The organism is Roseovarius confluentis (assembly GCF_002917925.1).
In the GTDB taxonomy this organism is placed as follows: Bacteria; Pseudomonadota; Alphaproteobacteria; order Rhodobacterales; family Rhodobacteraceae; genus Roseovarius; species Roseovarius confluentis.
Genome location: NZ_PPFE01000002.1, coordinates 495956 through 516011, shown reverse-complemented (window position 1 = coordinate 516011; position 20056 = coordinate 495956). Strand labels below are relative to the sequence as shown.

18 protein-coding genes and 2 pseudogenes are annotated in these 20056 nt (G+C 59.7%); 5 read left to right on the top strand and 15 right to left on the bottom strand.

The window, feature by feature from the left end:
- Positions 1-13: 13 nt before the first annotated feature.
- Together C2I35_RS07305 and C2I35_RS22100 are read right to left on the bottom strand one after the other, a co-directional pair.
- Complete coding sequence (locus C2I35_RS07305) at positions 14-1948, bottom strand: hypothetical protein (RefSeq protein ID WP_103762347.1); 1935 nt, start codon at positions 1946-1948, stop codon at positions 14-16.
- Between the two features lie 109 nt (positions 1949-2057).
- Complete coding sequence (locus C2I35_RS22100) at positions 2058-3623, bottom strand: hypothetical protein (RefSeq protein ID WP_170067149.1); 1566 nt, start codon at positions 3621-3623, stop codon at positions 2058-2060.
- Between the two features lie 720 nt (positions 3624-4343).
- On the opposite strand from C2I35_RS22100, the gene C2I35_RS07290 reads away from it, so the two are divergent.
- Positions 4344-5048, top strand: coding sequence for a helix-turn-helix transcriptional regulator (locus C2I35_RS07290; protein ID WP_170067148.1), 705 nt, complete (start codon positions 4344-4346; stop codon positions 5046-5048).
- Positions 5029-5550: a hypothetical protein gene (locus C2I35_RS07285; protein ID WP_170067147.1), complete on the top strand. Its 522-nt coding sequence runs from the start codon at positions 5029-5031 to the stop codon at positions 5548-5550. Before C2I35_RS07290 ends, C2I35_RS07285 begins: the two co-directional genes overlap by 20 nt.
- Here the strand turns inward: C2I35_RS07285 and C2I35_RS07280 are convergent.
- Complete coding sequence (locus tag C2I35_RS07280; RefSeq protein ID WP_103762511.1) at positions 5538-6803, bottom strand: aminotransferase class V-fold PLP-dependent enzyme; 1266 nt, start codon at positions 6801-6803, stop codon at positions 5538-5540. The genes C2I35_RS07285 and C2I35_RS07280 overlap by 13 nt on opposite strands.
- A gap of 218 nt (positions 6804-7021) precedes the next feature.
- Between C2I35_RS07280 and C2I35_RS07275 the strand changes: the two genes are divergently transcribed.
- Both C2I35_RS07275 and metG read left to right on the top strand, forming a co-directional pair.
- Positions 7022-8260 carry an MFS transporter gene (locus C2I35_RS07275; protein ID WP_103762343.1) on the top strand — a complete coding sequence of 413 codons (1239 nt, stop codon included), beginning with the start codon at positions 7022-7024 and terminating at the stop codon, positions 8258-8260.
- Between the two features lie 71 nt (positions 8261-8331).
- Positions 8332-10044 carry a methionine--tRNA ligase gene (gene metG / locus C2I35_RS07270; protein ID WP_103762342.1) on the top strand — a complete coding sequence of 571 codons (1713 nt, stop codon included), beginning with the start codon at positions 8332-8334 and terminating at the stop codon, positions 10042-10044.
- A 75-nt stretch (positions 10045-10119) separates the two neighbouring features.
- Here the strand turns inward: metG and C2I35_RS22590 are convergent, their stop codons facing one another.
- The 11 genes and pseudogenes from C2I35_RS22590 to C2I35_RS22730 form a co-directional block, all read right to left on the bottom strand.
- The gene (locus C2I35_RS22590; RefSeq protein WP_274592465.1) at positions 10120-10254 is read right to left on the bottom strand and encodes a hypothetical protein; all 135 of its coding nucleotides are present in this window, start codon (positions 10252-10254) and stop codon (positions 10120-10122) included.
- Between the two features lie 174 nt (positions 10255-10428).
- Entirely contained in the window at positions 10429-10794 is a 366-nt protein-coding gene (gene csgH / locus C2I35_RS07265) for a curli-like amyloid fiber formation chaperone CsgH (RefSeq protein WP_146049983.1), read from the bottom strand.
- Positions 10795-10850: 56 nt separating this feature from the next.
- On the bottom strand, positions 10851-11462 hold the full coding sequence (locus C2I35_RS07260; RefSeq protein ID WP_211286118.1) for a hypothetical protein: 612 nt from the start codon (positions 11460-11462) through the stop codon (positions 10851-10853).
- Between the two features lie 31 nt (positions 11463-11493).
- A complete protein-coding gene (locus C2I35_RS07255; RefSeq protein WP_103762339.1) occupies positions 11494-12099 on the bottom strand; it encodes a hypothetical protein in 606 nt (201 codons plus the stop codon).
- 73 nt (positions 12100-12172) lie between these two features.
- The gene (locus C2I35_RS07250; RefSeq protein ID WP_103762338.1) at positions 12173-13357 is read right to left on the bottom strand and encodes a hypothetical protein; all 1185 of its coding nucleotides are present in this window, start codon (positions 13355-13357) and stop codon (positions 12173-12175) included.
- 71 nt (positions 13358-13428) lie between these two features.
- The gene (locus tag C2I35_RS07245) at positions 13429-14700 is read right to left on the bottom strand and encodes a hypothetical protein (RefSeq protein WP_103762337.1); all 1272 of its coding nucleotides are present in this window, start codon (positions 14698-14700) and stop codon (positions 13429-13431) included.
- A gap of 157 nt (positions 14701-14857) precedes the next feature.
- Positions 14858-15772, bottom strand: a complete 915-nt coding sequence (locus tag C2I35_RS07240) for a CsgG/HfaB family protein (protein ID WP_170067145.1) — start codon at positions 15770-15772, stop codon at positions 14858-14860.
- A gap of 71 nt (positions 15773-15843) precedes the next feature.
- The gene (locus C2I35_RS07235; RefSeq protein ID WP_103762335.1) at positions 15844-16302 is read right to left on the bottom strand and encodes a curli assembly protein CsgF; all 459 of its coding nucleotides are present in this window, start codon (positions 16300-16302) and stop codon (positions 15844-15846) included.
- Positions 16303-17476: 1174 nt separating this feature from the next.
- Positions 17477-17959, bottom strand: a complete 483-nt coding sequence (locus C2I35_RS07220; protein ID WP_103762334.1) for a hypothetical protein — start codon at positions 17957-17959, stop codon at positions 17477-17479.
- Positions 17960-18075: 116 nt separating this feature from the next.
- Positions 18076-18198, bottom strand: a complete 123-nt coding sequence (locus C2I35_RS22305; protein WP_425442894.1) for a hypothetical protein — start codon at positions 18196-18198, stop codon at positions 18076-18078.
- Positions 18199-18204: 6 nt separating this feature from the next.
- Positions 18205-18480: pseudogene (locus tag C2I35_RS22730) on the bottom strand (hypothetical protein); the annotation flags it as partial.
- On the opposite strand from C2I35_RS22730, the pseudogene C2I35_RS07210 reads away from it, so the two are divergent.
- A pseudogene (locus C2I35_RS07210) lies at positions 18421-18561 on the top strand (integrase core domain-containing protein); the annotation flags it as partial. The pseudogenes C2I35_RS22730 and C2I35_RS07210 overlap by 60 nt on opposite strands.
- 44 nt (positions 18562-18605) lie before the next feature.
- Here C2I35_RS07210 and C2I35_RS07205 read toward each other — a convergent pair.
- Positions 18606-19886 (bottom strand): DarT ssDNA thymidine ADP-ribosyltransferase family protein, encoded by a 1281-nt coding sequence (locus tag C2I35_RS07205; protein ID WP_103762333.1) that lies wholly within the window; start codon positions 19884-19886, stop codon positions 18606-18608.
- Positions 19887-20056 lie beyond the last annotated feature (170 nt).

The following is a 20056-nucleotide window of genomic DNA, read 5'->3' as shown; positions in this document are numbered from 1 at the left end:
AAAATGCTTTCGCTCAAACCAGCAGTCCCCCCATCGGATCGCCACCCATATCGTCGCCGGCGGCGTAACCGCAGTATCCACCGTCCGCGTCCTCGGCCTGCTGATCCACGTCATCCATCAAAAAGGCGACCGCCTCGGTCACCAGCCCGCCCTCCTGGGTCAAAAGCGGGCTGTCCTCTTCCACGATCAGGCCCGCCTGGTGCATCAGCGCGTCGGAATAGACCTCGCCGCCCACCTGGACCTCCGAGTCGATGCCAAATTCCGAGATCGCCGCGATGTTGATCAACGCGTTCGCCCCGGCGATCGCCGCCGCATCGCCCTGCGCGCTGACGTGCACCTGATCGACATCCGACAGAATGTTGACCTGATCGACGACCTGAAGGCTGATCAGGTCGCCTTCGATGTAGAGAACGCTCAGAACCTCGTCCTGCCCTTCGAACGCCTCATGCCTCAGGATGCTGCCGGACACCGCGTCCGACCCCGCGGCAAGGCTGTCACCAAGCGCCGCGAACTCGTCGGACATGGCCTGATAAATGTCGATGCCGATCGAATTTACGCTGGCCTGGTTCCACAGCACGTTGCCGCTGCTGGTCACGTCCCAGCCCTCGTCCTCTGGATAGGTGATGAAATCGTCGTCCAGCAGCACGTTCATCTGGTTGATGATGCTGACGTTGATGATATCGCCGCCCACAACGATCAAATCATAGATATAACTCAGTTCCAAAAGGCTGGTGGCGTTCACAGTCAGATTGCCGCCGCTCTGTATAAAAGTCTTCGAAGCGGTCAGTTCCATGCTCACGACATCGTCGTCGTCCACCATGTTCTGCTGGTACAGGTAGTTGAAGTTGACAACGTCTCCCTCGATCCGCACCACTGACGCAATCGACGGAAAGACCGGCGCGTCGTCCTCCACCGTACCGTCCTCCTCCGCGCCGTCCCCGTCGTCACTCTCAGGCTCCGAGCTGGTGCTCAGGAATGACGCGACGCTACTGACGACGTTGTCGGCGCCGCCCGCGCCCCGCAACATCCCGTTCACCGTATCCAGGTCACTGATCACGTTCGTCTGGCTGATACTGACCAGCGACAGGCTGTCGCCCATCACGGCGATCACCGGCGCCTCTGCCAGCGAAAACGAAATGTAGCCCTCGTTGACCACCGTGTTGCCGCCGGTGATCACGTCATGCGCCGGTCCGGTGTCGTCATCCGCTTCGGGCAGAACCGGCAACACCTCGGTCAGATCGGGCAGCGTCTCGCTTTCTTCTCCGTCCACGTGGATCCCGGCGGCGTCCTCTCCGGTCAGCGCCACCACCTGGGCCTCTTCCGGCCCATCGGGGACAAAGGCCGTAGCGCTGGCGTACACCTCGTGGCCCGTCACAGCGATATCGGCACCGCTTTCCGGGACCTCGGGAATATCCGGACCGGCAAGCGCCGTGCCTTCCTCCACCAGCCAGTCCAGCGCCAAGGCCGCCGCCTCTTGAGGCAGTTCCGCCACGGTATCTCCACCCAACAGCCTGTCGGAATCCGCCAGGAGATTTTGCTGATAGACCACCGTCGCATAAGAAGGCGGCGGCGGTGGCGGCGACACCACGAAAGGCTGCGCCGCATATCCGAAGGGCACCCCCGTCATCGATTGCGGTACCACCGGCAGGCCACCGATCAAAAACGGCAAACCTGAATCGGCCCCGGTCTGCATGAAAACCGAAACCGGCGTGAATGGTTCTGGCAGCGGCAGCAACTGAATGCTGTAGGAAATACCGGTATCGACGGCGACGGGTTGCATCGGCGCCGACAGGTTGATCGTGATCGTGTTAAGGCCGTTTCCAAGACCATAGTCAGGTCCGACGTTGTCGAACGGATCGTGATCCGTGCGCAACCGCGCCTCTTCGATGATCTGGTTGAACGCCCCAATAAAATGGGCAATTGCTTCGGTTGTAAAATCAAAGGCCATTTGTTCTTCCTACTCGTCAGAGATCGAAGACCAGACCTACTATTCTGGTTTGAAATGTGACCTGCGCGATGCCCACCGCGCAGGCCGTTTTCAGTATCGTGCCAGGGCCTTAGACGGTGTCGTCTTCGCCCACCAGCGTCGAGGTCAGCGAGCCGCCGACCACGGTCATGTCGACCGTGTTGCCAAGGATGTTGGCACCCTGAACGATGCTCTGGTTGAACGCCGAGGTGTCGACAACCGCGGAGGCCTGCGCCTCGCTCAGGCCGTTGACGAAGCCGTCGTCACCGTTGTTCGAACCCCAGAGGCCGCCATGTCCGGCCGCGCCGCCATCGCCGTTCATCGCTTTGCCGGCCGCGCCGCCAAAGCCGCCGATGGCACCAGCGTCACCACCAAAGGCCTTACCGCCCAAGCCGGCACCGCCGCCGCCTGCCAGCGCCGCCGAAGCGCCACCGTCACCGCCGGCACCAAGGCCAACGCCCAGGCCGGTGCTCATGCCAGCGCCCAGCCCGTTCGCGCCGCCGCTGTTGCCGCCATCCGCGTCGGAGGCACCGATGGCGCCGGACCCGGCATTGCCGCCGTCTCCGCCGTCTCCGCCGGCCCCAAGGCCGATCCCGGCACCCAGGCCGACCGGCACCAGCCCAAGGCCACCCAGGCCCAGTCCGCCGCCAAGGCCCGCCGCGCCACCGCCATCGGCGTCGTTCACGCCGATCGCGCCAGAGGCCGCGTTGCCGCCGTCACCGCCGTCGCCGCCGTTGCCGGTCTCACCGCCGACACCGACGCCCACGCCGATGGATCCAAGTCCACCGCCAAGACCGGCGGCACCGTCGCCACCGCCGGAGGCCGCGAAGCCGCCGTGACCGCCTTGACCGCCGTCAGCCGCCGCGATTCCGCCAAGCGCTGCGGCGTCACCGCCCCATCCGCCGGCTGAAAGCGCACCGGACCCGCCGCCGCCGCCGGTTGGCTGGGTCTCGATGCCTTCATCGGACGTCGCCGTGCCGCCTGTCGCGTTGCCGTTCTGCTGGAAGTTGCCGCTGTTCTGGACCTGCGCGTTGTCGACCTTGTCGTTGTCGGTCAGCGTTGCGGACTGAGCGATGATCGTTCCGGCATCATTGCCAGCGCCGTTCAGCGCGTCTTCCAGCACGTCTTTCAGAACGATGTCGTTGCCGGCCCCATAGACGGCATGAACGTGACCGCCGTTGGTCGCCATCATGATATCACCGGTCGAGCTGCCGCCTGACAGGTCGAAATCGGCAAAATCATCGTCTGACGGCAGGCCTTCCAGACCGACATCCACGTTCACCTTGACGTCTGTCGTGCTGACGTTGGTCGCCGTATTCGTGGCGGTGTTGGTGGCATTGTTGGTCGCGTCGTTGTGGTTGTAATTGGCGTTGGCGTTAACATTGCCATTGGCGTTGCCGTTCACGTTGCCATTGGCGTTGCCGTTCACGTTGCCATTGGCGTTGCCATTGCCGTTCAGGTTGCCATTGGCATTGCCGTTGCCGTTCAGGTTGCCGTTGCCGTTACCACTGAGGTTTACGTTCTCATTGTGGCTTGACTGGTGCTGGTCCTGACCCTGGCCTTGGCCTTGGGCTTGCCCCTGAGCTTGGCCTTGACCTTGGCCCTGAAGCTGGCCCTGGCCCTGAAGGCCGAAGAGGTATTGATTTTTCTTTGACATTGGATTTTCTCCGAATGGAGCATCCGAGGGTCACCGCTCTCTAACAAGTGACATGCGTCCGGATGCGATTGGATCTGTTTGTTGAAAAAATCCGGGGGGCCGCGACGAAATCTCGGTCTAGGACGCCCCGCGTTATACGACGTGAAATGGTCCGGTCCTCACCCTGTCCTTTCTTCGGAGGCAGTCTCGCGTGCCGGTCAATGGCGCATGGGGCAGATGCGGTCCCACATTTGCGGGCGCCCCGTGCGGCCGTGTCCGTCAGCTAAAGATGGATCCCCCGATCCTGTCTGCACGGTGTCGTGCACGACCGAAGATGAGGGAGAATCGGACGTCGAAAACACCCGTCAATCTTGGTTAATCCAGTTGGATTCCAATTTTTTTCTTTTGTTTTCATAAGTCTGGCATGGCATTGATTCGCCCGTTCCGGCTATTCAGTCCAGTGCCTGCGCAACAATCGGAGTAGTCCTGCGGCGTCCGATCTCATTCAAACGATCTAGACCGACGGCCGAAAACAAACCGATTGATATATGCCGAAGCGCTCTTTCGACTAATATTTGTGCCAGCCTGACAATAGTGCTAGGTTTAGCCGTATTACTTTCTTCATTTGATCAGTTGATAAAAATTTATCGACCAGTGCCTTAAGATGACGACTTCGGGGGGAGCACTGTCATGCAACATTTTTCCGAACCGCGCGAAGGTCGCGCCAAAGAGTTATTGAAATTGGAACGCAAAACGCATTCGGTCATTGCATTGGTTTCGGCCAATCAGAGCTTTTCCGAAAGGCTCTGCCGGGTCACCGAGGCCGAGATCGACAGAACCGCCGTGAAACGCTTCGACTCCGTGGACCAGCTTGTAGAGATGCTGCCGTCCTGGCGGGATCGTCTGTGCCTCGTCGTGCTCGATCAATCTGCGGCGAAAAAGCTGGATGAAAATCTGGCAACCTGGGTCTGCAATCAATCCAGCGCGAAGATCGCCTGCGCCTACGGCGATGCGGACAAAAGCCGGTCGCTGATCACCAGCCCGCTCTATCCCACTGTCGTGTCCAGCTTCTTTCCGGTGCACCTGAATTTCGACTCGTGGATCTCGATGCTCAAGCTTTGTCTTTCAGGGCATTCCTACGTGACGCCCGAACTGCTGACGTCGGCGACGCTGACGGCGACCGATCCGCCCGCCCGTGCCGGCGGCGAAGACATGACGCCGGCAAAGCCCGACAAAGGCACGGCCGTCTCGGCGCTCGATCGGCTGACAGGACGCGAGATCGAGGTGCTCGAACATGTCGCCCGCGGCCGACAGAACAAGGTAATCGCGGCCCAGCTGGGCTTGTCGGAAAACACCGTCAAGCTGCACATTCATCACATCATTTCCAAGCTGGGCGTCCATAACCGCACCGAGGCGGCGATGCTCTATGCCACGTCGAGGCTCTGAACCGGCGCAGCCCGCGCACGAAGAGGCACTGCGCGACATGTTCCTGCGCGTGGGCCAGCTCAACTTCAACTGGACCAACACCGAAAGCCTGTTGATCCACCTCATTGCCGGGCTGGCCGACACCGACAAGGACGTGGCGATGGTCATCTTCCTGACCCTCAACACCACCAGCGCCCGACTCGATCTTGTCGACAGGCTGGCCAAGCTGGGCCACACCCCGGCCGACCAGCGCGACGCGGTGCTGTCGCTGACCGCGCGGTTCCGCAAGGAGGCCACCCTGCGCAACAAGTTCAACCACTGCATCTATTCCTTCAACCCCGATGGCGGGCCGCTCAATACGATCATGATGCGCATCGCCGACCGCAAGGACCGCATCCTCGTCGGCAAGCAGGAAGTCGCGGACGCACAAGAGGTCGCGCGGATCGACGCCTCGATCGACCGCCTGCGGCGGCTCAACCTCGACATCTGGCAAACCGTCGCGACCTTCGGTTACCCGCTCTGACTGTCCCCGATCTCGCGCAGCGCGGTCAGCAACCGCGCCACCTCGGCCTCGGTGTTGTAATGGCACATCGAAATCCGGATACAGTCGCTCAGGCCCAGCGGTTTCAGCACGTTGCCGCTGTAATGATCGTCCTTGCGGATATGCGTGCGGATGCCCTGCGCGTTCAGCCGCTCGACCACCTCGGCCGACGGCACGCCCGCGACCACCACCGACACCAGCCCCTCGCGCGCCGGGTTGTCCGCCCCGCCCAAGATGCTGACGTGATCCATGTCGCGCAGCCCGGGCAGGTTGCCCGTTCCGTTGATCATCGCGTTCGTCAGGTGCGTCTCGTAGGCGCGAATGGCTCGCCCCGCCGCCTCGATCCGACGGCGAGGGTCGATCTCCTCCGAAACCTCGCCGCCCAGCCAGTCGAAATAGTCCACCACGTCCGAGATGGTGGCATAAGATCCCGCATCCCGTGTTCCGAACTCCCAAGCGTCTTCCGGCGAGCCGATCAGCCGCTCATGCGGCATCACCGCCAGCCGGTCCGAGACCCACCCGATGCCGAACCCGTGCCGCGAGAACACCTTGTAAGGCGAAATCGCGTATCCATCGGCCTGATAGCTGTCGAGGTCCAACTGCCCATGCGCCGCGTGCTGGATGCCGTCCACGATGATCACCGCCTCCGGCGCCACCGCCCGGATCGCCGCGCTGATCGCCGCCACGTCCATGCCCATCCCCGTCACCGGCGACGCATGCACGATGGTCGCCACCGCGACATCCGGCGTCATGCATTCGGCATAGGCCTCTGCCGTGACCATGCCTGTCGAGTCGTCATGCGGCACCTCGACATACGTGAGCCCCGCCATCTCGGCCCAGCGCCGCGCCGCGCTGCGCGATGCCGGATGCTCGATCGACGACCCGATCACCTTGGAGCCCTTGGGCGCGTTCACACAGGCCGTCCGGATCATCCGAAACAGCAGCTCCGTGCCACTTTCGCCCGCAAAGAACTGCCCCGAGGATGCGTTCATGAACACCGCCAGGTCCGCCTTCGCCTTGTCGATGACAGTCTGCGTTCCCTGCCCTGCCGGATTCGCCCGTCCCGGATTGTCCGGGATCGCGGCATAGAAGCCTGACGTCTCCACCACCTTTTTCAGCGTCAGAGCCCCGCCCGCGTTCTCGAAGAATATCCGCTCGCCCTGGAACGGGCAGCGGTCCACATGGGCGAACCGGTCGCGGATTGCGTGGATAAGATCGGGGTTTTGCTCGATCATGACGTCTCCTGTCTTCCTGGCGGGCTTTTGCGCCATATGCCGGGATTCTCTCATCGCGCACAAGTCGCCTGCATCCCGGCCGACGAACGCGGCAAAATCAGGCACTTGCCCCATCCGCAGCATGTCACGAAGGCCATCCGCCCGCATGCGCCGAAAACGACCCCGGTCTGTCGAAAACGCGGCAGGACATCCGCGCCGCGCCATGCCAATCTGCACCCATGCGCATGATCATCTCCTTCGCGGCCCTTTTCCTATCGGTCATCCTGTTGCAGCTGTCCACCGGCGGCGTGGCGCCGCTCGATGCCCTGTCGGGCATCACGCTCGACTTCTCCACCCAGGAAATCGGCTTTCTCGGCTCGGCGCATTTCTTCGGTTTCTTCATCGGCTGCTGGTTCGCGCCGCGTCTGATGGGCTCGGTCGGCCATTCCCGTGCCTTCGCCGCCTTCACCGCCGCAGGCGCCATCGGCCTTCTGATGCACATGATCATCATCGACCCCATCGCCTGGGCGCTGATGCGCGTCGCCTCGGGCCTTTGCATCGCCGGGTGCTACACGGTGGTCGAGGCATGGCTGCAAGCCAAGGTCACCAACGAGACGCGCGGGCGCACCATGGGCATCTACCGGGTGGCCGACATGGGCGCCTCGCTCGTCGCGCAAATGCTGATCTCGGTGCTCGAGCCTGCGTCCTACGTCTCCTACAACCTGCTCGCCATCATCTGCTGCGCCTCGCTGCTGCCGCTGACGCTGACCACCGTGCGCCAGCCCGAAACGCCCAAGGCCCCCCGCCTGCGCCCCATGCTGGCGGTCGAATGCTCACCACTCGCCGCCGCCGCCGTGATCGTCGCGGCGCTCTCCAGTGCGACCTTCCGCATGGTCGGGCCTCTCTACGGTCAGCAGGTCGGCCTCGCACTCGATCAGATCGCGTGGTTCCTTGCCGCCTTCGTCCTCGGCGGGGCACTGGCGCAGTACCCTGCGGGCTGGCTTGCCGACAAGTTCGACCGCCGCCACGTCATGATCGGGCTCTCGGTCGCCGCCATCCTGTGCTGCATCGTCACCGCGCTGGCCGGGACCGTCTCGCCCAACGGCGCCATGATCGCCGCCTTCTTCTTCGGCTTCACCGCCTTCCCGATCTATTCCGTCGCCGCCGCCCACGCCAACGACTTCGCCACCTCCGAACAGCGCGTAGAACTCTCGGCGGCGCTGATGTTCTTCTTTGCTCTCGGCGCCATCGCCGCGCCCTTCGTGGCCTCCGCCCTGATCGACCGCTTCGGCCCGCAGGCGATGTTTGTCATGATCGCTGTCGCCCATGCAGTCCTCATCGTCTTCAGCCTCGTGCGGATGGTGGCCCGCCCCAGCGCGGGCACCCGCACCCGCTATGTCTGGTCGCCCCGCACATCCTTCCTGATCGGACGACTCACGCGCACCGCACGCGAGGATGACACGCGCACCGATCCCTGACGCCAACCGCCTCTGGCACAGGCCGCGCCATTGCGTTACACGAACGCCCAAACCTCCAAGGACGTCTCGCAATGGCCCGCCACCTGATCACATCAGCGATCCCCTACATCAACGGGATCAAGCATCTCGGCAATCTCGTCGGCTCCCAGCTGCCCGCCGACCTCTACGCCCGCTACCTGCGCGGCCGGGGACACGAGGTTCTGTTCCTCTGCGCCACCGACGAACACGGCACACCCGCTGAACTGGCCGCCGCCAAGGCGGGCAAACCAGTCGCCGACTATTGCGCCGAGATGTGGGAGGTACAGGACAAGCTGAGCCAGGGCTTCCGCCTCAGTTTCGACCATTTCGGCCGCTCCTCGTCCGAGCAGAACCGCAAGCTCACCCAGCATTTCGCCGGCAAGCTCTTTGAGGCCGGCCTGATCGAGGAAGTGACCGAGAAACAGGTCTATTCCAACGCCGACGGCCGCTTCCTGCCAGACCGCTATATCGAAGGCACCTGCCCCAATTGCGGTTTCGAGAGTGCCCGCGGCGACCAGTGCGACAACTGCACCAAGCAACTCGACCCCGTCGACCTGATCAACCCTCATTCGACCATTTCCGGCTCAACCGACCTCGAGATGCGCGAGACCAAGCACCTCTACCTGCGCCAGAGCCAGATGAAGGACCGGCTGGAAGAGTGGATCGACACGCGGCAGGGCTGGCCGGTGCTGACCACCTCCATCGCCAAGAAATGGCTCAATGACGGCGACGGCCTGCAGGACCGCGGCATCACCCGCGATCTCGACTGGGGCGTACCGGTTCAGCGCGGCGACGCGCCTTGGCCGGGCATGGAAGGCAAGGTCTTCTACGTCTGGTTCGACGCGCCCATCGAATACATCGCCTGCGGCGCCGAATGGGTCGAGGCGGGCAAGGGCGACGACTGGGAACGCTGGTGGCGCACCGACAAGGGCGCCGAGGATGTCCGCTACACCCAGTTCATGGGCAAGGACAACGTGCCCTTCCACACGCTCAGCTTCCCGGTCACGATCCTCGGGTCGGGCGAGCCATGGAAGCTGGTCGACTACATCAAGTCGTTCAATTACCTCAACTACGACGGCGGCCAGTTCAGCACGTCGCGCGGGCGCGGCGTCTTCATGGACCAGGCGCTGGACATCCTGCCGGCGGATTACTGGCGCTGGTGGCTCCTGTCCCACGCCCCCGAAAGCTCGGACGCCGAATTCACCTGGGAGAACTTCCAGGCGAACGTCAACAAGGACCTCGCCGACGTGCTGGGCAATTTCGTTTCCCGCGTGACCAAGTTCTGCCGCTCCAAGTTCGGCGAAGAGGTCCCCGAGGCGGGCAGCTACGGCCCGGATGAGACCGCGCTGATCGACACGCTGACCACCCGCATCCGCGCCTACGAGGCGCACATGGAAGCCATCGAGGTGCGCAAATCGGCAACCGAGTTGCGCGCCATCTGGGTCGCGGGCAACGAGTACCTGCAAACCGCCGCGCCGTGGTCGACCTTCAAGGAAGACCCAGACCGCGCCGCCATGCAGATCCGCCTCGCACTCAACCTCATCCGCCTTTACGCGGTGCTCTCGGCCCCCTTCATCCCCGACGCCTCCGCCGCGATGCTGCAAGCCATGCAAACCGAAGATTGCCACTGGCCCGACGACGTGCACACGGCGCTGGAAAGCCTGGAACCCGGCCACGCCTTCACCGTACCGGACGTGCTCTTCGCCAAGATCACCGACAACCAGCGCGAGGAATGGGCCGCGCGCTTCGCCGGCACCCGCACCTGACGCCCAGGGCCAAATCTTTTCTGAAAAGATTTGCCAAAAGCTTTCTCAAAGCTTTTGGCACCACGCCCCGCCCGCTCAGAACAGGCCGACGAAACGTTCCGGCAGCACGAAGGACTGTTTCGCCTCCAGCCGCGGTACGACCTTTATTTTAGGCCGCTTGCGCTTCCAGTTGCCAAAACCTTGGGACAGATGCGCGTACGCGGCCTGCAACTCGGCCTCGCCATCGCCGACCGGCGGCTCCCGGACGCGGTCGGCGACCTTTCGGACCGCCTCGTCCGATTGGGTCAGGCGGGATGTTCCGTTGATGTCGTCGGCTTATGTCAAACCTTTTGTGAAGCGCGGAAAGGACCTCCTCAGCGGCCTTTATGCTCAGGTCGCAGGCAACTAATCCCCAGCCACAGATTTTGTGTCCTGATAAGTTAATCCCGATGCGTCTGTCACATTGAGTGTGACCTGCAGAGTCGCAGTCGGCTCCACGGAAACGCGCGAAATCGACAGCGGTCCGACCGCCGTCCCATCCGAACTCGGCACGTTGCCGCCCTGCTTGTTGACCGACCTACCGCTCGGACCTTCCTTCACGACCTCGAGGGTGTACTTGCCGCTCATGCCCTCCTCTAGATGAGAAAACACTTCGATCTGGACCAAACCCTCGACTTCAGACAGTTCGATCCATGCCTGCCTTTGCTCTTCAGCACCGCAAACCATTGGCCACGCAAGCAGGATCGGTAAGGTAAAAAAATGTCTTTTCATTGACTTTCTCCTTGGATAGGCGATGCCCGATTGCAGGCTTGGCCTAAGTTCGTCATCTATTGGCTTCCTGGCTTCACCTGCAGGTAGACGCCATCGTCCTTGGTCACGATTATTCCGTCACTGTTTTCTGAGCCAGAGCGCGGAGAACGGTAAGTCGTGAGAGGACATTTGGCGTTGGTCGACAAGGTTGCGCCTGACTGTTCTTCGCATTCGCTATCGTCTGTCGCAGGTGCCGTCGCGGGCGTTCGCGACGACGCGCGCGCCTGCTCCGCTTGCTCCGCCTCCCACGCGCTTATAGCGGCGTCCAATGCGTCTTCGAATGCTGCCTCCTCCTCCGCGTTTGCATCCGAACCGACAGTGTCTGACCGAGCGTTGTTGGCTGTCGCCTCGGATGGGTCGGCTTCCGGCGCACCAGGTGTCATTACTAGAATGTCGGTCTCCTCCGCGGAATCGGATGCGCTGGCTGGATCGATTTCCGCTTGGCCGTACGGCTGCGCCGCCTCGATTTCCTGCGCAATGTACTGCCCAGGAACATCGTTTTGACCTGCCGGATCCGAGGAGAGTTCAGGGTTGGGTACGACCTCGGGGACTTGATCTATCGACGAAAGATCTTGGGACAGTTCCGGAAGATCCTGAGCGATCCCCCCACCCGCGGTCAGCCAAAACATCATGTGCGCTGTCAGAAGACCGCGCACGGTTTCAATTCCCCGTCTGTGTAATATTCGCGACCATGCCGCCGGTCTGGGTCACGATAATCGGAGGCGCGCCGTTGCCGTATTGCTGAAGGTTTGCAACATTGTTGCTGTCAAACTGATTGAGTTCCATAATGTTGTTCTGCCCTTCCTGCAGCATGTCCGCGCTGTTGTCCGCGCCATTCTGCCGAAGGGTCATCGCGTTGTTCTCGCCGATCTGGGTCTGGAACGCCACGTTATTCAATCCGACCTGTGACAGCGTCGCCTCGTTGCGATCCGAGACCGGGTTGTTCGTCGAGGACTGGCTGATGCTAAACGAGTTGACGGTGCCGTTGATCAGCACTTCGGCAATGTTGCCAAAACCGCTTTGTGCGATGTTACCTTGGTTGTTCGAACCGCTCAGGCGGATAAGTGCACTTTGATCCTCACCGCGCTGATCGATGGCCAGAACGCTCGAGCCACTATCCGTGGTCACCTCCGCCAAGTTGTCCGTGCCGATCTGGTCAATCGTCACCTCCCCCGACAGGTTGATCTGGTCGAGGTTATCCTGGGCGAAGGACAGATTTGGCCACAGGAAAAGACAGGCGGCGCACAGGTATGTCGTTCGGGTCATGGTGTCCTACCTTGCTGCAAGGTACCGCCAGGCCCGAAGGCCTGACAGCGTGAGTTTAGCACATCTGCGCAGGTTACTGCATCACATTCGAGCTGTTGCCGATGCCCTGTTGCGTGATGCCCGAGAAGTTGCCGGCCGTAGCGGTCTGGTTGACCGTCGCGGTATTGCCCAGCGGACCGACGATGCTCGGACCGGTCTGCGCGATTTCGCTGGTGTTATCCGACATGCCCTGAGTCACCGAGGCGACGTTGATCAAGCCGTCCTGGCTGATCAGGCTCGAATGCCCGTCGCCCGTCTGCATCACGGTCGCCAGGTGACCGCCAAGCGGCGCCTGGTTGATCGTGCTCATGTTGTCGTCGCCCAGCTGGGTGACGGTCGCGGTTGCGCCAGAGGGCACGGCAGGCAGATCGCCATTTGCCGATGACTGCGTGACCGTGCTGGTATTGCGCTCGCCATCTTGCGTGACGTTCGCAGTATTGCCCAGCCCAGGCAGGCCGCCCGATTGGGTGATCGTCGATGCGTTGTCGGCACCCGCCTGAACGTTCGATGCAAAGCCGGACTCGCCACCCTGCTCGATGACCGAGTTGTGGCCAAGGCCGGTTTGCGAGATGTCGGCAGTGTTGTCGTTGTCGGTCGACGCCGGGTTAAGCAACCCGGTTCCGCTGCCCTGGTTGATGGACGCTATGTTGTCGTCGCCGTCCTGGCCGATGGTGGCGAGGTTGTTGGAGCCGCCGTTCGTTCCGACGATCTGCGTCGTATTGGCGGCGTTCCCCGTGCCGGTTTGCGTGATATCAGCCGTGCTGTCGGTGATATCGGCGGGGTTGGCCGGAAATGTACCTACGATCGGAATCGTGACTGTCGCCGCGCCCGGACCCTGCTGGGCCGATGCCGTGTTGCCCGATCCGCTCTGGTTGATGCCGGCAGTGTTCCCGCCCTGCGTCGAGTCCTGAAGGATCGTCGCAGTGTTCGCCGCACCGTTTGCCGCGTTGTCTTGCGTGATCGACGCGGTCTGGGTGCCCGAGCCTTCAAGCTGGTCGATGTCTGCGATGTTTGTGCCGGATCCGCCGCCGTCGGACTGGGTCACGTCGGCGACGTCATTGTCACCGTTCTGGAAAATGGTGGAAGAGCCACCGGTGCCACCTGTCTGGGTGACGGTAGAGGTATTGGTCGCACCGATCTGTTCGATGGTGCTGTCATTGGCAAAGGCCGGCGCCGTGAAGGCGATGGTCATGGCCGAGGTCAGAAGAAGGTTTTTCATTTTTCTGTTCCATTGAAAAAGGATTGATGAGCACCCCGCGCGATTGCCCGCGCGGGATGCGTTTGATCAGCTTATTGGCTGACCGTAGCCGTGTTGCCGGTACCCGTCTGCGTGATGTTCGACATGTTGCCGCTGGTCACCATCTGGCTGACGGTGGCCGTGTTCCCGTCACCCGATTGCGCGATCGAGCTCCAGTTGTCATCGCTGGCTTGCGTGACGCTTGCCATCTGGTTCGCGTCGGACTGGGTAATCATGCTTTCGTTCATGTTGCCCGACTGATCGACCATCGCGGTTTGGAAATCACCCTGCTGCATGATCGTGCTCAGGTTGCCCGTACCGGACTGCGTGAGCGTCGCCTCAGCACCCTCGCCATCAGACTGGTTGATGGTGCTCATGCCGCTGGTGCCGCTTTGTGTGACCGACGCCATGGAGCTGGTGTTGGTCTGTTCGACATCGCTGGTGTTGCCCGTTCCGCTCTGCGTGACGGTCGCGGTGGAAAAACGGCTCTGCCCGAGTTGATCGATGGTCGAGCTATCCCCCGTGCCGGTTTGCTCGACCGTAGCGGTGACGGAGCGCGCGCGCTGGGTGATCTCGCTGCTGTTGTTGTCACCGTTCTGGGTGACCGAGGCGGTCATCTCACTGTTCGGTCCTTGCGAGACGTCCGAGAAGTTGCCTTCACCCATCTGGAACACGTCAACCAGTGCGGCCGAGCCACGCTGCTGCACGTTGGACGCGTTGCCGACACCGTCTTGGTACACGTTGGCATCGGTGAACGGGTTGGCATCTTGGTCAAACACGTTCTGCAACACGGTCGAGGTGTTGTCCTGACCGATCTGGTCGTTGCGCGCGGTCACGCCCGAGCCGGCACCGTCGCTCGGCGGCTGGTTCGGATTGCCCGACTGCACGATGCTCGAGTCGTTGCCAGAGCCGTCCTGGATGATGCGGCCGTTCAGGCTGAAGCCCGAGGGGATGCCATCCGGCGGAACTTGCTGCGTACCGTTCGAGTTCTGGTCGATCGACGCCGTGTTGGTCGGCGAGTTCGGCTGGTCCGGGTTTGACTGTTCGATCCGGGCGCGGGCGTTGCCACCCAGCTGGTTGATCGTCGCCATGTTGGTCGGAATCTGAAAGCCGGGAATGCCGTTCGGGTCTTCGGACTGGGTCACCTCGGCAAGGTTGCCGCTGCCGTCCTGCGAGATGGCCGAGACGCCTTCGTTGCCGCCGGTCTGGTCGACATTTGCGGTGTTCGAGAGGCCGATCTGGTCGATCGTGCTGTCATTTGCGAAAGCCTGGCCAGCAAAAGTCAGCGCAAGCAGGGATACACTTGTGATAAAGTGCTTTTTCATGAGGTAAACCTCCTCTAAAAGCACCAAAGGTACCTTTGGTGCCGGGTTGGTGGTCGCGAAATGCGACCTCTAATCAAGGCGTGGTGTCTCAGGTGTCCAGCCAAGCGGACGCCACGCCTCCTCGTTTCGCCCCTGTCGGGACGACATTCATCTCTGCTCAGGTTATTTTTTTATTGTCAGGCGTCGATGTAGCGCCCGATTGTTTTAGCGGCGTTCGTAGGCCGCTGTATTCTTGATCTGTGACGGCAGAGGGTCTGATCCGTCCGTCGTTCTCCAAATATTGTCTTATCAAACGCTGACCGGCGCGGGGGTTCTTGAATGTCCAGTAATCCCTGTGAGCCATTTCCAGGATCAGCGAGAAAACAGCCAACTCGATCGCACGCCTGAATGCGACAAAGCCCGGTTCGTTCGAAGTTACCCCGGCCTCGAGTTCCAGGATCTCGTCCGCATCAATATAGCGGAAAACGCTTGCGCCAACGCTTGTGGAAAGGATCGATTTCTGCACCACAACCGAGGCCAGCACTTCGCCGGTCTTCACGCTGACGGTGCGCAGGTTCACGCTGATCGTGTCCTTGCGGTATTCTCCGCTTGCCCCGATGCCAAGCAACGCGGCGCCGGCCCCCCCGGTCAGAACGTTGGTGTCATAGCCCACGACCCCGCCTTCCAGGATCACGCCCGCAAACAGCATGGGCGGCAAAGCCTTGGGGTTGATTTCCTTCTCCTTCAGATAGATCTGACGCATCTCCTGGATGATGCGACGCTCCTGCAAAAGGTTGTCGAGGTTGCTGCGCTCGACGACGCGGAACCAGTTCCCGTTGCCAGTATCGCGCAGAGCTTTCATCAGGACGGCGCCCCCGCCTTGCGACACGGCCTTCGACAGTGTCTGCACGGTATCGGACGGCTTGAACTGACCTGTCTGATCCTCGAAATCGTAGACGGCGATGTCAACGCGGTTGTCCGGCGGCGGCATATCGAGCAGTGTGCTGCGCGTGGCAGTGATCTGCGGCAGCGTCGGCTCTTCACGACCCAACTCCTGGAAGGAGGTGCAACCCGATGCCAAGAGCGCCATCATGATGAGACATCCGTTAGCGAGAACAACTTTCGCCTTACCCAGCATACTTTCAAATTCGCCCTTTAACTTCATCAATTCAGCGCGGTCTGTACAACGGGCAGCACGATCTCTGTGCTGGAACCGTCGAGCAAATTGGTTATCCGCACGCTGATATTATCCAGCGTACGTTCGTAAAAAATCTCTTGGTCGCCGATGACGATCGTATCGGAATCCCCAGGCTGGGCACCCGTGATCACCTCCGAAAGGCCCGACGAAAGCGACGACAACAAGCGGCTCTGAAGCTGACGGACGAAAAGGTCAGATTGCGAGTTGCCCGTCACACCAACGGTGCCTCCATCATCGACATGCTGGTTCTGGATATCCGCCAGCGAAAGCAGGTGCGCCGAATTGAAAGAGTCGCCGCCAAAAGATGGATTGTTGAACTCGAAAACGAGATCTTGAGAAAGCGCCGACCCGGCACTCGCAACGAGAGCGAACAAAACCGCAGCGCGCTTCAGTAAAAGCTTTGGAACCACCAAGACAAACCCCAATTCCGCCCCCCCAGACGTTGCGGCCTATGATCGTCGCTAAATTATCGTTTTCTTACGACGAGATCGTTAAAAGACCGCACATTAAATAATCAAAAACCAAAATCTTACTGGCACAAAGTCGACACATTTTGACAAACCATTAATGAAATTCGTTAAGTTTTCAACCTTTGTAGGAAAACAATTGGGTGCTGCATTCAGGACAATCCGAAATACGTGACATTTTTGAATCACCTCGAAGCGACTGTATATGTCAATCGAGTAACAGGTGGGAAATTTCGTTTTGAAGTGAAGTACTTGTGAACCGTCCACATAATCATCACGGCCGAATGAGGCTCGAACGAAATCTTTTCACAACAACACTTTAAGGAAGACTTCGTTAAGAAAAATTCTAGCTCAGATAGAAGCGCGGCCACCTCGCTATACAAAAGCGCATCGTGAAGCCGAGCAGAATTGTGGCTTTATCGGCTGCAGGATTAGGTCTGGTCGAATCAATCGGTCTCGCAAACGTCTGACTGCATTCCAGCGCGTCCGATGCATTGACAAGAGTTCGACCTTCACCCCGAACCACAACCAACAGTCTTGTAATTGCTCCAACATTCTTGAGGCGAATATAGATCGCAGCCTTCGGCGATGGCTTCGAACATGATGCTCCCGCGGGGCAAGCCCGTCGAGGCTCTTATGCGGGCGGTGATGGTAGGAGTCGTTGCGCCATGCCGCAATCATGCTGCGCCAAAGCTCGGTTCCGCACACGTTGATCGGCTGGCCCACATTCCGCCAGGTGAAAGCTATAGAGACACTCCCCACAACCCCTCTAGCCAAGGCATTTGAAGTAAAGAGTTTTTCCCAATAACATCAAGGTGGTACCCGCGGCCGGACTCGAACCGGCACGGCCTTTCGGCCTGGAGATTTTAAGTCTTATCGAAAGCACGCAGATTCAAAGACTTGGACCTATCCGTGTCACACATTTATGCCGTGAACAAAGGGGGAAAGTGTGACACGCCTCTACGTTAGGCTTTCAATGCATTCGCAGCCGCCCCGCGCGGCTTTGAACGACGTCGCAACTCGCTTCAATCGTTGCGCAATATCGAAGATGAGCTGGCCACGCGTGGCCAAGGCTTCTAACTTTCAGCGGTCAGGTCTCGCCGGCCGGCCGCTCTCATTTCGAGAGGCTCGGCTATTCTCCGTCCAGGAAGCGCGTGAGTTCCGGTGACAGTTCAGGCATTTCCGCGTCGATTTCCTGCGCCGAGTGTTTGACGCCTTCAACAAAGCTGCGAAACTCGTCGCGCCTCCAGCCAAGCTTACCATTCCGCTGGATCGAAATATGGCCGGAAACCCTCTGGAACTTGCGGTTTTCCATGAGGCGGTTTGCGATCCGCAGGAGGTAGTTCTCGTATTCCGCATCACCTGCTTCAAGTTTCGGGATCGCTGTCAGATCGCCATGCCGGAAAGCATGATCGAAGCCTGCGAGCCAGGCAGCAACGGTATCGAAATCCCACATCGCCACTTCTACGGAGAGATCGCGGTCAAGCGGTACGATCATTGGCTTCGCCCGATCTGGTTCTTCCGGGATGCGCTGCGGTGTGGTGTTGTCGAGGTGGTTTGCGTCAGTGCGTGCCGACTCGATGGTACTGCCGCCGAGATAGGTATTGCGGCCCATCGTGATTCCTCCTGCGCGCGCATTTTGATGTCATTCTAACTCGGAAACCAACTGGCGAAACATCGGACTTGCGCCCGCCCAGAGGCGGACGCAAAATTTTCCTTTTTGTAGCCGCCTTAAACGACGACTCCGTCTTCGTGATTTTCTTCATCGATCATCGGCTGCAAGCCGTGCAAAAAATTTGCGGCGCGCTGTGCATGGGCGGCAGCTGAGAAGATCACCCGCTTGTCTTTCTTCAAGACCTTCAACCAGCTTTGGATATATCGGCCACCTGACCGATAAGGCGATTCTGACAATGTTAAAAAGGTTTGACCCAGAGTGGACGACACACGGCTTTCGAAACTCCGTAAATGAGTTTTCTCGGAAGGCTGAGCCGACAGTGCCGGACCGTATTGCAGATGCTTTCTGCGATCACTCCTATAAAGGGTTGGACGCGAGTTATCGGCGCTTTGACACGTCGAAAGTATGCCTGCCGCATGATCGCGCCATGGCGCGACGAGTACAATCAACACCGCCCACATTCGAGCCTCGACGGGCTCACCCCGCGGGAGTATCACCAACGGTCAGAAGAGGACCAAAACCTGAACAGAGCTAACCTATGAACGCGGACTCCAAGGGGAGCAGGCCAGTATTTATACATTTACCCTCAACGCCGGTACCAGCTTAAAGCCTGTATGAGCCCGGGTGTGCTATCGCGCTGAGTTTGCTCCCTGATTAGCTCGTTCAAAGATTTCACCAATCTTGGATCGCCCTCAATGTCCTCTGTAATCTCTTCAATAAAACGATCGAAACCCCGCATTATTCGCGCGTTATGGTTAAGGCTTCCGTTGACACGCCTGCCGAAAATCGCCTCACTCTGCTTAGGATCAAATATTGCACGGTTCCCGCAAGCTGGTGCGTGTTCCGCCCAGCCGTTCCCGGTAAGAAAGAAAACGCCCTGGATCTCTGATGGGGGGATGACCCGAGGAATGAGAATCTCAGCTTGGTCATCCGTCGGTTGATTAAGTCCTGCCCTGCCTGTGTAATGTTGTGGTCTCTCGAACATTCGCTGAAAAGCTTTGTTCGCAAGCAGGTCAGCATCTGGAAGTCGGCTGACCCTCGCATCGGCTGCGTTATGAGGGCAGAATAGGGTGTCAAGGCTTAGGGCTATTGCAACATTGACCGCAAGTACGACCCAATCGCTATTAGGATCGATCTGGCGGTATTTGCGCAGCATTCGTGCATTTGGGTGACCTACAGAAAGAGAAGAAGTTTGGGTTCTTCTATCGAAGCGGGCATTGTCGTTAGTTATCGGTTTGATTCCGTGTTCAGGGCATAGAGCAACCGGAACAATCCCATGCTCAAGTATAGAGGGAAGATTTTCAATACGGGTAAAATGGCAAAGAAAGGGAATTGAGATCATGCGAAGGTCCGCCGGCAAGCCCCAAAAACCCAATTCTCTTAACGTGTCTCTGGTGCCGTTTGCACTCACTGGAGCAGGGTTGCCAGCGTTTTTCTCGTTAGCGGCCTTCTTAAACTCTTGTCTGACTTTCTCAAATTCTCTAGCAAATTCAGGATCAGCGTCGAGTTCTTCTTGGAGTTCAATTCGATGCTTGGAGACTTTCATCAAAGAACTTAGCCAAGCTTTGCGACATAAAAGGCTCTGACCAAGAGGACTTTCCAGATGCGCAAGGTCAGCTTTGGCATCATCACGTAACTTTTGACTGATTTCTTCCGCCTGTTGTATCGCAGAAGAAAATTTGTTCGTTGCCTCATTCGCTGATCTGAGAAGATGACCACCCGCAGCGGCCATTCCAGCAGCCGTTTCGCGGGTAGTAAGTGGCCTGTCGTCCGAGCTCTTGGGATCACGGGGAGCACCAAACAACTTTAATTTTTCTACTAAGGCCAACAGAACGATGATCCCACCAAAAATTATCAGCCATTTCACGTCAAGTACTCCAAACTATCTCTACCAGCTTTCGCGATGAGCTGCTCAATGGCTAGACCCGCTACTCCCCGTAGACCATGGGTGTCTGTCGGGTTCAGTAGCCAAGCTAGGATAGTTGAGTGCCTGATTTCCATCCGTTTCGTGCCCATGACACGGATCGGTTTGAAGCG

What these genes read in the sequence shown, in the direction of transcription:
- C2I35_RS07305 (WP_103762347.1), bottom strand. Translation starts at nt 1,948, where the DNA reads ATGGCCTTTGATTTTACAACCGAAGCAATTGCCCATTTTATTGGGGCG.
- C2I35_RS22100 (WP_170067149.1), bottom strand. Translation starts at nt 3,623, where the DNA reads ATGTCAAAGAAAAATCAATACCTCTTCGGCCTTCAGGGCCAGGGCCAG.
- C2I35_RS07285 (WP_170067147.1), top strand. Translation starts at nt 5,029, where the DNA reads ATGCCACGTCGAGGCTCTGAACCGGCGCAGCCCGCGCACGAAGAGGCA.
- C2I35_RS07280 (WP_103762511.1), bottom strand. Translation starts at nt 6,803, where the DNA reads ATGATCGAGCAAAACCCCGATCTTATCCACGCAATCCGCGACCGGTTC.
- C2I35_RS07275 (WP_103762343.1), top strand. Translation starts at nt 7,022, where the DNA reads ATGCGCATGATCATCTCCTTCGCGGCCCTTTTCCTATCGGTCATCCTG.
- metG (WP_103762342.1), top strand. Translation starts at nt 8,332, where the DNA reads ATGGCCCGCCACCTGATCACATCAGCGATCCCCTACATCAACGGGATC.
- csgH (WP_146049983.1), bottom strand. Translation starts at nt 10,794, where the DNA reads ATGAAAAGACATTTTTTTACCTTACCGATCCTGCTTGCGTGGCCAATG.
- C2I35_RS07260 (WP_211286118.1), bottom strand. Translation starts at nt 11,462, where the DNA reads ATGTTTTGGCTGACCGCGGGTGGGGGGATCGCTCAGGATCTTCCGGAA.
- C2I35_RS07255 (WP_103762339.1), bottom strand. Translation starts at nt 12,099, where the DNA reads ATGACCCGAACGACATACCTGTGCGCCGCCTGTCTTTTCCTGTGGCCA.
- C2I35_RS07250 (WP_103762338.1), bottom strand. Translation starts at nt 13,357, where the DNA reads ATGAAAAACCTTCTTCTGACCTCGGCCATGACCATCGCCTTCACGGCG.
- C2I35_RS07245 (WP_103762337.1), bottom strand. Translation starts at nt 14,700, where the DNA reads ATGAAAAAGCACTTTATCACAAGTGTATCCCTGCTTGCGCTGACTTTT.
- C2I35_RS07240 (WP_170067145.1), bottom strand. Translation starts at nt 15,772, where the DNA reads ATGATGGCGCTCTTGGCATCGGGTTGCACCTCCTTCCAGGAGTTGGGT.
- C2I35_RS07220 (WP_103762334.1), bottom strand. Translation starts at nt 17,959, where the DNA reads ATGGGCCGCAATACCTATCTCGGCGGCAGTACCATCGAGTCGGCACGC.